We start from the raw sequence: 15,144 nt of genomic DNA, 5'->3' as shown, positions 1-15,144 counted from the left end.
GTCCTACGGTGTGCAGCCATGAAGGCCGTGACCGAGAGCATCACCAAGAACCGCCAGCCCGAACCCGTCCTGCGCACCATGACGCAGCGGGCCTTCGGCGCCCACCGGGTGCCCGAGGGGCAGGGCTGGGCCGAGGAGCTGGGTCACGGCTGGTTCAACGTCGCCTACCTGATCCGGCTGCGCGACGGCCTGCCGGTGGTCCTCAAGATCGCCCCGCCGCCCGGCGTGGAGGTCATGACGTACGAGCGCGGCCTGATGCGCAACGAGGTCACCGCGCTCTCGCTGGTCCGCCGCGAGACCTCCGTGCCGGTCCCCGCCGTGTACCACTACGACGACAGCCACGAACTGTGCGGCGCCGACCACTTCTTCATGGAGTACATCGACGCCGACAATCTCGGCGTCCTCTCCGACCGGCTCACCCCGGGCGAACAACAGGGCTACCAGCGGCTGATCGGCGCCACCACCCGCACCCTCAACCGCGTCCCCGGCCCGCACTTCGGCCCGCTCACCGGCCCCGTCCCCGGCCGCACCACCTGGCGCGAGGTCTTCACCGGCCTGGTGGCGGACGTCCTGCGCGACGGCGAACACCGCGCCGTCGACCTCGGCGTGCCCTACGCCACCGTCCGCTCCCTGCTCGCCGCGCGGGCCGGCTGCCTCGACGCGGTCACCGAACCGGTGCTCGTCGAGTGGGACCTGTGGCCCGGCAACGTCATGGTCCGCGACGGCGCCCTGGCCGCCGTCATCGACCACGAACGCGCCCTGTACGGCGACCCGCTCATGGAGGCCGGGTTCGCCGCCTGCCGGCTCGAAGGATTCGGCGACCCCGCCGGCTTCCTGCACGGCTACGGCAAGCCCGCCCTCACCCCGGACGAGGACGCCCGCCGCCGGCTGTACGACCTGCACCTGATGCTCGTCATGGTCATCGAGACGGTCTACCGGGGCCACACCGACCCCGCCCAGTACGACTTCGCCCGCGCGGGCCTCGCCCGCGCCGTCGACGCCCTCGCGCCCGGCGCGGCCGTGCGGCCGGGCACATGAGCCGGGCCCGCGTTCCGTACTGGCGCACGGAACGCGGGCCCACTGTCACCGTTGCGGGGTCCGCTGACGGCTACAGGCGCTCGATCACGTAGTCGACGCAGGCCGTCAGCGCCTCGACGTCCGCTGGGTCGATCGCCGGGAACATCGCGATCCGCAGTTGGTTGCGGCCCAGCTTGCGGTACGGCTCGGTGTCCACGATGCCGTTCGCCCGCAGCGCCTTGGCCACCGCCGCCGCGTCCACCTCGTCGCTGAAGTCGATCGTGCCGATCACCTGCGAGCGCTGCGCCGGGTCGGTGACGAACGGGGTGGCGTACGCCGACTTCTCCGCCCAGCCGTACAGCCGGCCGGCCGAGTCGGCGGTGCGGGCGGTGGACCACTCCAGGCCGCCCTGCCCGTTGATCCACTCCAGCTGGTCGGCCAGCAGGAACAGGGTGGCCAGCGCCGGGGTGTTGTACGTCTGGTCCTTGCGGGAGTTGTCGATCGCGGTGGTCAGCGAGAAGAACTCCGGGATGTGCCGGCCGGAGGCCGCGATCCGCTCGGCGCGGGCGAGCGCGGCCGGGGAGAAGACCGCGATCCACAGGCCGCCGTCCGCCGCGAACGACTTCTGCGGCGCGAAGTAGTAGACGTCCGTCTCGCTGATGTCCACCGGCAGACCGCCGGCGCCGGAGGTGGCGTCCACCAGCACCAGGGAGCCCTCGTCCGCGCCCGGCACCCGCTGGATGGGCGCCGCGACCCCGGTGGAGGTCTCGTTGTGGGTGAGCGCGTACGCGTCGGCGCCCCGCTCGGCGCGCGGCTGCGGGTGGGTGCCCGGCTGCGAGCTGATCACCGTCGGCTCGTCCAGCCACGGGGCCAGCCGCGCCGCCTTGGCGAACTTGGAGGAGAACTCCCCGAACGACAGGTGCTGCGACTTCGCCTCGATCAGGCCGTGGGTGGCGATGTCCCAGAAGGCGGTGGAGCCGCCGTTGCCGAGCACCACCTCGTAGCCCTCGGGGAGGGAGAACAGCGTGCTCACGCCCTCGCGCACGCGCCCCACGAGACGCTTCACCGGAGCCTGCCGGTGCGAGGTGCCCAGCAGGGAACCGCCGGTCGCCGCGAGCGCGCTCAGCGCCTCGGTGCGTACCTTGGAGGGGCCAGCGCCGAACCGGCCGTCGGCGGGCTTGATGTCAGCGGGAATCTGGATGTCGGCCACGAGCGGAGCGTAGTCCGTCCGGGGGGTGCCGCCGTACCCTGTCCGTTCGCTGAGACGGAAATCTTCACGAGGCGGACGCTTCTCGCGCCCCCGTACGCCCGCGTACCACCCCCGTCCCCCCTGCGTGAGGGGGGTGAGGGCGGTACGCGGCGGGTTGACGGGCGCGCGGCGGGCCGGCCGGGCCCCGTTCAGCCGCGCGGCGAGAGCAGGACCGGCAGCGCCGCCAGGTCGTTCTGCGTCACCGACGGGTTGTTGCGCAGCTCCTCGGCCGGCACCGCCAGGCGCATGTCCGGGAACCGCTCGAACAGCGCGGGCAGCGCCAGCTCCGCCTCCAGCCGGGACAGCGGCGCCCCCGGGCACACATGCGTGCCGTGGCCGAACGACAGATGCCGGATCGGCTGCTCCCGGGTGATGTCGAACTCCCGTGCCGTGGGACCGAACTGCGCCTCGTCCATGCCCATCGGGCCCAGCGACAGCACCAGGCCCTCGCCCTTGGCGATCACCGTGCCGCCGATCTCGACGTCCTCGGCCGCGAACCGCATCAGTACATGGGTGATCGGCGGCGACCAGCGCAGCGCCTCTTCCACCACCGCGTCCCAGCCGACCTTGCCGGAGACCGCGAGCGCCAGCTGGTCGGGGTGGGTGAGCAGTCCGCGCACCGCCTGGAGCAGCAGCGCGATGGTGGTCTCGTGCCCGGCGGCGATGATCACCTGGATGGTGGCGACCACCTCCTCGTCCGTCAGCGGCGCCAGGCCCTCCTCGGCGGCGTGCAGCAGGGCGCTGGAGAGATCGTCGCCCGGGTTGCGCTTCTTCTCCTCCACCATCGCGGTGAAACGGGTGGACAGCTCCGCCAGGACGGCCGGCAGCCCCTCGGGCGGGGTGAAGCTGGAGAACAGCGAGTCGAACAGCTCGCGCAGCCGGTTGTCGCCCGCCGCCTGGAGGCCCATCAGATCGCTGATCACCCGCATCGGCAGCTCGTACGCGAACGCGGGCTTCAGATCGACCGGTTCGCCGGTGTCCCGGGCCGCCAGCTCCTCGATGAGCTGCTCGGTGATCCGCGCCACCCGGGGCCGCATGGCCTCCACCCGGCGCGGCGTGAACGCCTGCGAGACCGGGGTGCGCAGCCTGCGGTGCTCCTCACCGTCCACCACCAGCATGCTCGGCCCCGGATCGACCAGTGCGCGCAGCGGCCAGTTGGCGCCGATCTCGCCCCGCTGCCACGGGCCCCACTGGTTGACGTCCTTCACCAGCCGGGGGTCCGTCAGCAGCTTGCGGGCCTCGGCGAGGTGGGTGACGGCCCAGGCGGTGACGCCCTCGGGCAGTTCCACCCGGACGAGAGGTCCCGCGGCGCGCAGCCGCTCGCCCTCCCCGAGCCGGTCGGTGACGTAGGGGTCGAGTACGAAAGGGGCGGAGCCGTGGTGCTGCACGGGGCAGGTCATCTGTATCGGGAACCTCTCACTGGGTTGCCTTTCACCGGATTCATGCGAGGAAACGCTGGGCCGGCGCCGGGGTGAAGCGCACCGGCAGCGCGGTCAGGCCGCGCATCCACACCGAGGGCCGCCACACCAGGGCGGCCTCGGGGACGGCGAGTTCGACGTCGGGCAGCCGGTCGAGCAGGACCTCGATGCCGGTCCTGGCGATCGTCTCGCCGATCTCCTGAGCGGGGTACGGGCAGCGGTGGTCGCCGTGGCCGAACGCGAAGTTGGCGTTGTTGCCGCCGGTGAACGAGCCGCCGGGGGCGCGGACCTGCGGGTCGTGGTGGGCGGAGGCGATGCCCATGATCACCATGTCGCCCGCCCTGATGTGCTGCCCGCCCAGCTGGACGTCGCGGGTGGCGAAGCGGGCCACCGAGTTCTGCAGCGGGGCGTCCTCCCACAGCACTTCGTTCATGGCCTCGGTGACGGAGTGCCGGCCGCCGGTGAGGGAGGCGGCGAACCGGTCGTCGGTGAGCATCAGCCGCAGCGAGTTGCCGATCCAGTCGGCGGTGGGCTGCTGCCCGGAGACGATGATGACCGCCAGGTCCTGGACGATCTGCTCGCGCCCGTACCCGCCGTGCGCCAGCATCCGGGAGGCCGCGTCGGCGGCGGGCCGGGCCGTGCGGGCGTCCACCAGCCGGTAGGTGGCGGCGTGGAAGTGCTGGAAGGCGACCAGCGACTCCGGCGTACCGTTCAGGAAGGTGTTGATGGAGTCGGCGAGACCCGGGCCTTCCTCGTCGTCGTAGCCGCACACCCGCACCAGGGCGAGGGCGGGCAGCAAGGTGGCGTAGTGCTGCATCAGCTCCGTCTCGCCCTGCCCGCAGAACGTGTCGATCAGCCGGTCGGCGATCTCCTCGGCGCTGCGGCGCAGTTCGAAGCTGTCCACCGCGTCCAGGGCGTTCTCGGTCATGGCGACCCGCTGCGAGTGCTGCTCGCCGGTGGTCCACAGCACCGAGTCGAAGGAGTGGTCCACCATCGGCCGCAGCGGCCAGTCGGCCGGGATCCGCTCCCACTGCCCCCAGTGGCGCGAGTCGCGGTTGAACAGCACCGGGTCGCTGTAGACCTGGTGGAGTTCGCGGTAGCCGAGGACCAGCCAGGCGGGTACGTCGCCGGTCAGCGTCACCGGGGCGACCGCGCCGTGGTCGCGCCGCATCTCCCGGTACAGCTCGGCGGGTTCGGTCTGGAACCGGGGCCCGGACAGCGCGACGGCACCGGCGTGCGCGGGACAGCCCGGGGGCGGTGGCGTGCCGCCCGCGGTGGGCGGGTGCTGGGGTGAGGTCACGGTGAGGTCGTCTCCTGAACCGGCCGGCCGGTGGTGGACAGGGCGTGCAGATGCTCGACGAGCGTGATCAGGACCTGCTTGCTGGACTCCCGGGAGCGGGCGTCGCAGTCGATCAGCGGGATGTGCGCCGGCAGGTCCAGCGCTTCGCGGATCTGCTGCTGGGTGTGCGGCGGGCCGCCGAAGTCGTTGCGGGCCACGATGAACGGGGTGCCGTGCTGCTCCAGGCGGTCGATGGCGTACCAGGAGTCGGCCAGCCGGCGGGTGTCCACCAGGACCACCGCGCCCAGGGTGCCGGCGAACAGCCGGTCCCACAGGAACCAGAAACGTTCCTGCCCGGGGGCGCCGAACAGGTACAGCACGGTCTGCTCGTTGAGGGAGATCCGGCCGAAGTCGAACGCCACGGTGGTGGAGGTCTTGCCACGCACGGCGGACAGATCGTCCACGCCGGCGCCGGCCTGGGTCATGACCTCCTCGGTGTTCAGCGGCCGGATCTCGCTGACCGAGCGGACCATGGTGGTTTTGCCGACCCCGAAGCCGCCCACGACGACGATCTTCAGCCCGTTGTCGGCGTTGCCGCCCAGCGGGATGCGCCGCTCGCGCCGCTCGGGCAGCGGCGGGTGGTCAGAGGTTGCGGAGTCCAACGAGCACCTGCTCAAGGAGATGTGGGTCGGGTAGGGGGGCGGCGTGCGGCACCGGGCCGCCGGTGCCGGTGGCGGCGATTGCCGTCCGGGCACCGGGGGGCGTGGCGGGCGCGGTCCGCGGATGGCGGGCGGTGATCCGGCCCTGGTCGAGGAGATCGCACAGCAGGATCTTCACGATGCTGATGGGCAGCCGCAGTTCGGCGGCGATCTCCACCACGGCGGTGGGGTACTGGCACAGCCGCAGGATGGTCGCGTGTTCCGACTGCATGCCCGCGGTCGGTTCGCTCTCGCTGACCACCAGGGTGACCAGGTCGAACGCGGCAGCGGCGGAGCCCGCCCGGCTGCGCCCTCCGGTGAGGGTGTAGAGCCGGTCGGGGTCCTCGTCCCGGCCCGGGCGGCTCATGCCTGCCCGCCGCCGCTGCCGGGCTGTTCACGCGGTGGCGCCGAGAGATGGTCGCCGAGTTGCTCCACCAGTTCGTTCATGTTGTGTCCGATCAGCCCGACATCGGCGTGTTCGGTGGCGACGACCGCGAGGTGCGCGCCGTCCCCGGCCTCCACGATGAAGAGAATGCCGCCGTAGAACTCGGTCATCAGCTGGCGTACGCCGCCGGTGCCGTCGCCGAACTCGATGGAGGCGGCGTGCGACAGGCTCTGGATGCCGGCGGCGATCGCGGCGAGCTGGTCGGCCTGGTCCTCGGAGAGTTCGGGGCTGCGGCACAGCTTGAGCCCGTCGCGGGAGAGCACCAGGGCGTGCCGGGTGCCCGGCGTGCGCTCCAGAAGGCTCTCCAGCAGCCAGTTCAGATGGTCGTCGGCCCCTGCGGTTGCGGTGGCGGTACTGCCGGGCATCAGGTGTGTTCCCCCGTGGCTGGTGCGGTCATGAGTTCTCGTCCTCCGGCTGTGAAGTCGGGGTGTCGGCCGCCGGGGCGTCCCGCCCCGGGGCGGTGTCCTGTTCGCCGCGCACGGCGCGGCGGAAGGTGCCGAAGCGGGCCGCCGTCTCGGCCGGGGAGTGGTTGGCCCGGGGCCGCAGTTTGCGGGTCGGCGGGTCGTGGTCGGCGTGCGCGGCGGCGAGGGTACGGCCGCGGCGGCGCTTGGGCAGGCCGCTCTCGCCGTACTCGGTGAGGTCCTCGGACGCGGCGGGGGTGCTCGCCGCGGTGGCCGTCGCCGTGGCGGGCGGGGCGCTCTCGGGGGCGGCCGGGGCGTGCTCGGGGGTGGCGGTGACCTCGCGCAGCGCGGGCCGCTCGGCCCTGGGGGCGCGGCTGTCGGCGGGGGAGGGGGTCTGGGTCTCCTCCTGCTTGGGGCGGGAGATCAGCTCCTGCGGGATCATCATGAGCGCGCCGGTGCCACCGCGCGCGGAGGGCCGGAAGGACACCGACATGCCGTGCTTGCGGGCGAGCGCCCCGACGACGGCGAGGCCGAGCCGGGTGCCGGAGAGCGCGGTGAGGTCCAGTGGGGCGGCGGAGACGGCGCGCTCCGCTCGGCGGAGCGCCACCTCGCTCATCACCAGGCCGGAGTCCTCCACGGTGATGATGGCGCCGGAGGGCACCTCTTCGACGTAGACGTGGACTTCGGCGGTGGGCGGCGAGAAGTTGGCGGCGTTGTCGAGGAGTTCGGCCAGGGCGTGCATGACGCCCTCGGCGGCGTGCCCGGCGACGAAGAGCCGGCTGGTGGAGTGCAGCCGTACCCGCTGGTAGCCGCCGATGCGGCCCATGGCGCCGCGCAGGATGGACTCCATGACGATGGGCTTGGCCCAGCGGCGGCCGGAACGGGCGCCGGTGAGCACGGCGATGGAGTCGGCGAGGCGGCCGGCCTGGGCGGTGCGGTGGTCGAGGTGGAGCAGGTCGCCGAGGACGGTCTCGTCGGTGTGCCGGTGCTCCATCTCGCGCAGGTCGGCGAGCATGGAGGTGGCCAGCGCCTGCATCCGGCCGGCGGCGTTGGCGCAGGCGGCCATGGCGGCGGCCTTGCTGGTCTCGCTGCGGCCCATCTCCTCGGCGAGCACCTTGAGGACCCGCTGGTGGGGCGCGTCGGCCGGGGTCTCGGCGGTGGCCAGCGCGGTGGCGGCGGAGGTGCCGGTCCGCAGCCGGGCGGCGAGCGCGGGCACCGTCTCGTCGGCGAAGTGCGCGGCGCGCCGCTCGCGTTCGGCGATGTCGGCGCGGAGCGCGGCGGCGGTGCGGCGGGCGTGGGTGGCGACGGCGAGGGCGACGGCCAGCGCGAGCGCGAGGGCGAGAGCGGCCAGGGCGAGGACGTCGGTGAAGAAGTCATCGATCAGCAGCCACCCGGCGAGGGCGAGTACGGCGACGGCCAGGACGCCGGTCAGCAGGACCAGCAGCGCCTGCCGCAGCGGGGAACGCTCCGTCCCGGGGCGCGCGGTGGGGGAGTGCGCAGCAGTCATCAATCGAGGACCTCGGACAGACGCGGAGCGGGTGGGTCGGCGTTCGGGTTCGGAGGGCGGTGGGGCCAGAGACCATCCGATCAATTGCCGACCACTATAGGAGAGTTCTGCAACCTTTTGGGGTCGTCCTCTGTACGGAAATCTCTGGAAGCCGATCAACCACGGCAGGTATATGCCACACCGGTGCACGCCGCCCGGTTGACCTCAAGTGCACTTGAGGCCGCAGGCTCGCTCCGGGTCCGCACCGGCGGACGGATGGGAGCGTGCGTGATGCGGGTGATCGAGGCGGTACGGTTCGGCGGCCCCGAGGTGCTGGTGCCCCGTGAGGCACCCGACCCGGTGGCGGGCCCGGGCCAGGTGGTGATCGAGGTGGCCGTCGCCGGGATGACCTTCGTCGAGACCCGGATCCGGCAAGGCACCGACCCGTGGCACGAACGGCCCTCCCCGCCGTACGTCCCCGGCGGCCTGGTCGCGGGCCGGGTGGCGGAGCTGGGCGAGGGCGTGGACCGCGACTGGCTCGGCCGCCGCGTCCTGGCCACCACCGGACTCACCGGCGGCTTCGCCGAACGGGCCCTGGCCACCGTCCCCGACCTCTTCCCCGTACCCGCTGGCCTCGGCCTGCCCGAGGCCACCGCCCTCCACAGCGACGGCGCCACCGCCGAGGGGCTGGCCGAACACGCCGGGATCACCCCTGGCAGCCACGTCCTCGTCGAAGCGGCGGCCGGCGGGGTCGGCAGCCTGCTCGTCCAGCTGGCCGTCGCCGCGGGCGCCCACGTCATCGGGGCCGCCCGGGGCGAGCGCAAACTCCGCCTCGCGGCCGAACTGGGCGCCACGGCCACGGTCGACTACTCCCTCCCCGGCTGGACGGACCGGCTCCGCGACGCCACCGGCGGCGCGGGACCCGACCTCGTCTTCGACGGCGTCGGCGGCCGGATCGGCCGCGAGGCGTTCGAGGCGACCGCCCCCGGCGGCCGGTTCTCCGTCCACGGCGCCTCGGGCGGCGACGCCACCCTCATCGACCCGGCCGAGGCCCGCCGGCGCGGCGTGGAGGTGATCGGCATCGACCAGCTCTACGGCTTCCCGCCGCACGTCCCCCGCTGGGCCCACCGCATCATGACCCGCGCGGCGGCCGGCGAGCTCCGCCCGGTGATCGGCCGGACCTACCCCCTCCACGAGGCCGCCGCCGCCCACGCGGCGGTGGAGAACCGCATGACGGTGGGCAAGACCCTGCTGCTGCCCTGAGACGCCGGGCGGCCGGCCGCCCACTGGGCGGCCGACGCGCGCGCGGGCGGGCACGCCGCTTGCGCGCCCGGGCGACCCGCACCGGTGCGGCGGTTCCGTGGGGGTGGGGGGACGGTGCACGCTGGGATGCATGGCACAGCAGCACAGCACCGGGACCACGGAACTCGCGGCGGCGCTACGGGCGGTGATGCGCGGTGAGGTGGAGTTCGACGCCGCCGCCCGGGCGCTGACCACCATGGACGCCTCCAACTACCGGCGGGTGCCGGTCGGGGTGGTCGCCCCGTACGACGCCGACGACGTGGCCGCCGCGCTCGCCGTCTGCCGTGCGCACGGCGTGCCCGTCGTGGCGCGCGGCGGCGGCACCTCCATCGCCGGGCAGGCCACCGGCGTCGGCGTCGTCCTGGACTTCACCCGCCACATGAACCGCGTCCTGGCCCTGGACGCCGACGCCCGCACCGCCGTCGTCCAGCCCGGCGTCGTCTGCGACACGCTGCGCGACGCCGCCGCCCCGCACGGGCTGACGTTCGGGCCCGACCCCTCCACCCACTCCCGCTGCACCATCGGCGGCATGATCGGCAACAACTCCTGCGGCTCCCACTCCGTCGCCTGGGGCACCACCGCCGACAACGTGCACGCCCTGGACGCCCTCACCTACCGCGGCGACCGGCTGCTGCTCGGCCGGGGCGGCCACCAGCTGCCCGCCGCCCTGCGCACCGCCGCCGACGACCTCGTCCGGCGCGAACTCGCGCTGCTGCGCACCGGCTTCCCGGAACTGCCGCGCCGCATCTCCGGCTACGCCCTCGACGAGCTGCTGCCCGAACGCGGCCGGGACTGGGCCCGCGCCTTCACCGGCAGCGAGGGCACCCTGGCCGTCCTCACCGAGGCCACCGTCCGGCTGGTGGAGTCGCCGCCCGCCCGCGTCCTCGCCGTCCTCGGCTACCCCGACGAGTCCGCCGCCGCCGAAGCGGCGCCCGGCCTGCTGCCGTACCGGCCGCTCACCGTCGAGGGCATGGCCGGCGATCTCGTCGGCGACACCGCGCGGGCCGCCCTGCCGCGCGGCGGCGCCTGGCTGTTCGTCGAGATGGGCGGCGCCGGCCGCGCCGAGGCCGAGGCCGCCGCCGGCCACCTCGTGCGCGCCGCAGGCGCGGACGGCGCCACCGGACACACCCTGGTCACCGACCCGGCCGGCCAGCGCGTCCTGTGGCGGATCCGCGAGGACGCCTCCGGCACCGCCACCCGGCTCCCGGACGGCGGCGAGGCCTGGCCCGGCTGGGAGGACTGCGCCGTACCGCCCGCCCGGCTGGCCGGCTATCTGCGGGAGTTCCGGGCACTGCTGAGCGACTACGGGCTGCGCGGACTGCCGTACGGGCACTTCGGTGACGGCTGCATCCATGTGCGCATCGACTTCGACCTGCTGACCGCCCCCGGCATCGCCCGGTTCCGCGAGTTCAGCACCGAACTGGCCCGCCTGGTCGCCGCGCACGGCGGCTCGCTCTCCGGCGAGCACGGCGACGGGCTGGCCAGGGCCGAACTGCTGCCCCTGATGTACGGCCGCGAACTGGTCGGCGTCTTCCACGAATTCAAGGACCTGTGGGACCCGGACGGCGGCCTCAACCCCGGAGTCCTGGCCCGCCCCGACCAGCTGGACGACCACCTGCGGTTCGCCGGACTGCCGAAGGAACCGGTACCGGTGGCGTTCGGCTACCCGCACGACGGCGGCGACTTCTCGGCGGCGGTACGGCGCTGCGTCGGCGTCGCCAAGTGCCGCGAGACCACAGCGAGCGGCGGCCAGGTGATGTGCCCCTCCTTCCGCGTCACCGGCGAGGAACAGCACTCCACCCGGGGCCGGGCCCGGCTGCTGCACGAGATGCTGGTCGGCGAGGTGATCACCGACGGCTGGCAGTCCGGGGAGGTCGCCGACGCGCTCGACCTGTGCCTGTCCTGCAAGGGCTGCCGGGGCGACTGCCCGGTGGAGGTGGACATGGCCACCTACAAGGCCGAGTTCCTGCACCAGCGGTACCGGGGGCGGCGCCGCCCGGCCGCCCACTACGCCATGGGGCGGCTGCCGCAGTGGCTGCGGCTCACCGCCGCGCTGCGCGCCGCGCCGCTGGCCAACGCCGGGGCCCGGGTGCCGCCGCTGGCCGCGCTCGCCAAACGCCTCGGCGGCATCGCCCCCGAGCGCCCGATCCCGCCGCTGGCCACCGAGCCGTTCACCCGCTGGTGGCGCGGGCGTGGCCGCCGGCCCGACCCCGCCCGCGCCGGCCGCCGCACCGTCCTGTTCCCCGACAGCTTCACCAACTACCTGGCGCCCGAGGCCGGCCGGGCCGCGGTACGGGTCTTCGACGCCGCCGGGATCGACGTCGCCGTGCCACCGCGCCCGGTGTGCTGCGGCCTCACCTACGTCACCACCGGGCAACTGGACACCGCCCGCACCGTCATGCGCCGCACCCTCCGCCGGCTGGTACCGGCCCTGGACGCCGGGCTGCCGGTGACCGTCCTGGAACCGCCGTGCGCGGCGGCGCTCCGCACCGACCTGCCCGAACTGCTGCCCGACGAACCGCGCGCCCGGCAACTGGCGGACTCGGTCCGGACATTCGCCGAGACCCTGGAGGAACGCGCCCCCGGCTGGGAGCCGCCCCGCCTGGATCGCCCGGTGGCCGGCCAGACCCACTGCCACCAGAGCGCGATCCTCGGCGACGCCGCCGACCGGCGGCTGCGCGAGCGCGCCGGACTGCACGGCGAACTCTCCGCCGGCTGCTGCGGCCTCGCCGGCAACTTCGGCTTCGAGAAGGGCCATTACGAGGTGTCGGTGGCCTGCGCTGAGGACCAGCTGCTGCCCGCCGTCCGCCGCGCCCCGGCGGGCGCCGCGCTCGTGGCGGACGGCTACTCCTGCCGCACCCAGCTCGACCAACTGGCCGGCCGCACGGCGCACCACCTCGCCGAATTCCTGGCGGACGCCCTCGACGAGGGCAGCGACGACGCCCTGCCGACAGGCCCGGAGGACGGCCACCGGGCGTAGCGGTACGGACCGCGCGCGCCCCGCCGCACCGCCCGGCGCGCCGGTCGCGGCGACGGTCCGCCGGGTGCGGCGGGCGCGGCGACGGTCCGCCGGTCGCGGCGCCGGAGTCAGCGCCGGGCGGAGCGGCGGCGCGGCGGCTGCTCGGAGGGGGCGAAGGTGGACAGCCGGCCGCCGACGAGGAGGGTGAGCGCCTCCACGAACGGGGCGCGCAGTTCGGCGGGCAGCGACTCCAGGACGTCGCGGTGCGTGCGGTCCACGACCTCCTGGGAGCGGCGCAGCAGCCGGCGGCCCTTGTCCGTCAGGGTGAGGATTTTGACGCGGCGGTCGCTGGGGGACGGGGTGCGCTCGGCGAGTCCGTCCTTCTCCAGCCGGTCGGTGAGCACCACCATCGTGGTCTTGTCGAGACCGATGGCCGTGGCGATTTGCGTTTGCGTCAGTTCGCCGTGGCGCGCCTCGTGGAGGACGCAGTGGGCGCGGGGGGAGATGCCGAGGTCGGCCAGGTTCGCCGCCATCTCGGACGCCAGGGCGTGATTGCTCCAGGACAACAGGAACATCAGGTCGGCGTCGGTGGATGGGGTGGCCGGTGCCGGGTCGCTCATCCGTCCAGCGTAGCGGATCGACCGCAACCGGAAAGTTCGTCAGCAAAACGATTGCGAAAGCGATCATCCGCATGCGGCGATCCGCAGGAATATAGTTTTGAAGTAGACAATGAGAAACGGGAAGGTATAGTTCGGTCCTGCTGGTGTCGTCGCGGAGGAGCCAGGAGGCGTCCCATGACCGAACCCGTCCCCCCGCCCGGCCGCACCCGATGGGTCGCGTTCGCGGTGCTCTGCTCGATGCAGCTGATGATCGTCGTGGACATCAGCATCGTGACGGTGGCCCTGCGCTCCATCCAGGAGGACCTGGGCATCGACCAGGCCCGGCTCGCCTGGGTCACCAACGCCTACACCCTCGGCTTCGGCGGCGTTCTGCTGCTCTCCGGACGGCTGGGCGATCTCGTCGGCCGCAAGCGGATGTTCCTCATCGGTCTGACCACCTTCACCGCCGCCTCGGCCTTCGCCGGGCTCGCCTGGAACCAGGAAGTGCTCATCGCGATGCGCTTCATCCAGGGCACCGGCGCCGGGATGGCCTTCGCCGTCGTGATGGGCATCATCGTGACGCTGTTCACCGACCCGCGCGAGCGCGGCATGGCCATGGGGGCCTCCGGCTTCGCCCAGGCCGCCGGCGCCTCGTTCGGCATCATCGCGGGCGGCGTCCTCTCCCACGGCATCAGCTGGCACTGGGTGTTCTACGTCAACGTCCCGATCGGCGTGGTCGCCCTCTACCTCGCGGCCCGGCTGGTCCCCGACGACCGGGGCCCCGGCCTCGGCGCCGGAGCCGACGTCATCGGCGCCGCCCTCGTCACCAGCGCACTGCTGCTGGGCGTCTACACCATCGCCACCGTCCCCGACTACGGCTGGTCCTCCGGCCACACCCTCGGGTTCGGCGGCGCCGCCGTCGCCCTGTTCATCGGCTTCCTGATCCGCGAGGCCACCGCGGCCGTCCCGCTGGTGCGGCTCGGCGTCTTCCGCAACCGCAACCTCGCCGGCGGCAACATCGTCCATCTGCTCTTCACCGCCAGCACCGTGCCGTTCAACATCCTCATCGCCCTCTACCTCCAGCAGGTCGTCGGCCACTCGCCGCTGTCCACCGCGTTCGCCTTCCTGCCGCTGGCCGTCGTCTCGGCCATCTGCTCCCTGGCGCTCTTCGCCCGGCTCAACATGCGCTACGGGCCGCGCACCGTCCTCATCGGCGGTCTGCTCCTGGTCGTGGCCGGTCTGGCGCTGGCCGCCCGGGTGCCGGTCGATCCGGTGTACGTCGTGGACTTCCTGCCGGTGGCCCTGCTGGTCGGCGTGGGCGGCGGCCTCGTGATGCCCGCCGTGATGATGATCAGCATGTCGGTGCGCTCACCCGATGAGGTCGGTCTGGCCTCCGGCGTCGCGGGCACCTCCGGGATGATCGGCGACACCCTCGGCATCGCCGCACTCGCCGCCATCGCCACCGCCCACACCAACGCGCTCATCGCGGACGGCGGAGAACCGGTCAACGCCCTCAACGAGGGCTTCCAGCTGGCGTTCCTCATCACCGCCGGCGTGACCGTGCTCGGCCTCGCCGTCGCCGTCCTCGTCCTGCGGCCCCAGCCCGCGCCGCCCGCCGGTCCGCCCGGACCGCCCCCCACCGGCGAGGAAGAGCACGCCGCCGCCGGCAACCGACCCGCAGCCCACAGCTGATGTCAAGGAGAGACCACATGACCACGAACACCCAGTCCTCCCAGGCCGGCCAGGCCCCGGCGGCCAACCGCCCGGGCCCCTGGCAGCCGCGAGCGATCGGCGTTGCCGCCGCCGGCGTCGCCGCCGCCCTGATCTGGATCATCGCCAACGCCGCCGGTGCCGATATGAGCGTCGTCCAGGGCGACGCCGACCCCACCGACGTCACGGCGGCGATGTCCATCGGCTTCGCCGTCCTCGCCGCGGCGGCCGGCTGGGGCCTGCTCGCTCTCCTGGAGCGCTTCACCGCCCGTGGTCTGCGGACGTGGACCATCGTGGCGCTCGTCGTCCTCCTCGTCTCCTTCATGCCGCTCTTCGGCATCGAGGCCGACGGCGGCACCACGGCCGCCCTCGCCCTGATGCACCTGGCCGTCGGCGCCGCCGTCATCCCCCTGTTCCGCAGGGGCGGCGCCGGGGAGGGCGCCGGTTCGAACACAAAGACCAAAACCCTCACTAACTGACCTAACCCGCGAGACCGCAGACACCGGCCGACCCGGCAGGCAGCATGTCCGCTTACGCCGCCCCCGCGAACGGGACCGAGGGGCCGCGGCGACGCGTTGAAC

At 73.6% G+C, this 15,144-nt stretch carries 13 protein-coding genes; 5 read left to right on the top strand and 8 right to left on the bottom strand.

The genetic code is table 11. The annotated features are described in order from the left end of the window. Window positions 1–18 precede the first annotated feature (18 nt). Entirely contained in the window at window positions 19–1,038 is a 1,020-nt protein-coding gene (locus BM385_RS00630; RefSeq protein WP_093841854.1) for a phosphotransferase family protein, read from the top strand. A gap of 70 nt (window positions 1,039–1,108) precedes the next feature. Here BM385_RS00630 and serC read toward each other — a convergent pair whose 3' ends face one another. The 7 genes from serC to BM385_RS00595 all read right to left on the bottom strand — a co-directional run bounded on the left by serC (window position 1,109) and on the right by BM385_RS00595 (window position 8,014). Next, window positions 1,109–2,227, bottom strand: a complete 1,119-nt coding sequence (gene serC / locus BM385_RS00625) for a phosphoserine transaminase (RefSeq protein WP_019431670.1) — start codon at window positions 2,225–2,227, stop codon at window positions 1,109–1,111. 188 nt (window positions 2,228–2,415) lie between these two features. Beyond that, complete coding sequence (locus BM385_RS00620; protein WP_019431669.1) at window positions 2,416–3,666, bottom strand: cytochrome P450 family protein; 1,251 nt, start codon at window positions 3,664–3,666, stop codon at window positions 2,416–2,418. 40 nt (window positions 3,667–3,706) lie between these two features. Next, the gene (locus BM385_RS00615; protein WP_019431668.1) at window positions 3,707–4,984 is read right to left on the bottom strand and encodes a cytochrome P450; all 1,278 of its coding nucleotides are present in this window, start codon (window positions 4,982–4,984) and stop codon (window positions 3,707–3,709) included. Next, window positions 4,981–5,625: a GTP-binding protein gene (locus tag BM385_RS00610; protein ID WP_019431667.1), complete on the bottom strand. Its 645-nt coding sequence runs from the start codon at window positions 5,623–5,625 to the stop codon at window positions 4,981–4,983. Before BM385_RS00610 ends, BM385_RS00615 begins: the two co-directional genes overlap by 4 nt. Beyond that, entirely contained in the window at window positions 5,606–6,028 is a 423-nt protein-coding gene (locus BM385_RS00605) for a DUF742 domain-containing protein (RefSeq protein ID WP_019431666.1), read from the bottom strand. Before BM385_RS00605 ends, BM385_RS00610 begins: the two co-directional genes overlap by 20 nt. Next, complete coding sequence (locus tag BM385_RS00600; RefSeq protein ID WP_019431665.1) at window positions 6,025–6,471, bottom strand: roadblock/LC7 domain-containing protein; 447 nt, start codon at window positions 6,469–6,471, stop codon at window positions 6,025–6,027. Before BM385_RS00600 ends, BM385_RS00605 begins: the two co-directional genes overlap by 4 nt. A gap of 28 nt (window positions 6,472–6,499) precedes the next feature. Beyond that, window positions 6,500–8,014, bottom strand: a complete 1,515-nt coding sequence (locus BM385_RS00595; protein WP_093841853.1) for an ATP-binding protein — start codon at window positions 8,012–8,014, stop codon at window positions 6,500–6,502. Between the two features lie 270 nt (window positions 8,015–8,284). Here BM385_RS00595 and BM385_RS00590 point away from each other — a divergent pair, with 270 nt between their 5' ends. Further along, window positions 8,285–9,256 (top strand): zinc-binding dehydrogenase, encoded by a 972-nt coding sequence (locus BM385_RS00590; RefSeq protein WP_093841852.1) that lies wholly within the window; start codon window positions 8,285–8,287, stop codon window positions 9,254–9,256. 130 nt (window positions 9,257–9,386) lie between these two features. Further along, a complete protein-coding gene (locus BM385_RS00585; protein WP_093841851.1) occupies window positions 9,387–12,275 on the top strand; it encodes an FAD-binding and (Fe-S)-binding domain-containing protein in 2,889 nt (962 codons plus the stop codon). Window positions 12,276–12,382: 107 nt separating this feature from the next. Here the strand turns inward: BM385_RS00585 and BM385_RS00580 are convergent, their stop codons facing one another. Beyond that, window positions 12,383–12,874 carry a MarR family winged helix-turn-helix transcriptional regulator gene (locus BM385_RS00580; RefSeq protein WP_093841850.1) on the bottom strand — a complete coding sequence of 164 codons (492 nt, stop codon included), beginning with the start codon at window positions 12,872–12,874 and terminating at the stop codon, window positions 12,383–12,385. A gap of 174 nt (window positions 12,875–13,048) precedes the next feature. Between BM385_RS00580 and BM385_RS00575 the strand changes: the two genes are divergently transcribed. Together BM385_RS00575 and BM385_RS00570 are read left to right on the top strand one after the other, a co-directional pair. Next, window positions 13,049–14,545, top strand: a complete 1,497-nt coding sequence (locus tag BM385_RS00575; RefSeq protein WP_217650927.1) for an MFS transporter — start codon at window positions 13,049–13,051, stop codon at window positions 14,543–14,545. A gap of 17 nt (window positions 14,546–14,562) precedes the next feature. After that, entirely contained in the window at window positions 14,563–15,042 is a 480-nt protein-coding gene (locus tag BM385_RS00570; protein ID WP_019431658.1) for a DUF6069 family protein, read from the top strand. Window positions 15,043–15,144 lie beyond the last annotated feature (102 nt).

Origin of the sequence: Streptomyces harbinensis (assembly GCF_900116145.1) — a bacterium.
GTDB lineage: Bacteria > Actinomycetota > Actinomycetes > Streptomycetales > Streptomycetaceae > Streptomyces > Streptomyces carpaticus.
The sequence above is the reverse complement of the archived record's forward strand: the minus strand, read 5'-3'. Positions and strand labels throughout refer to the sequence as shown.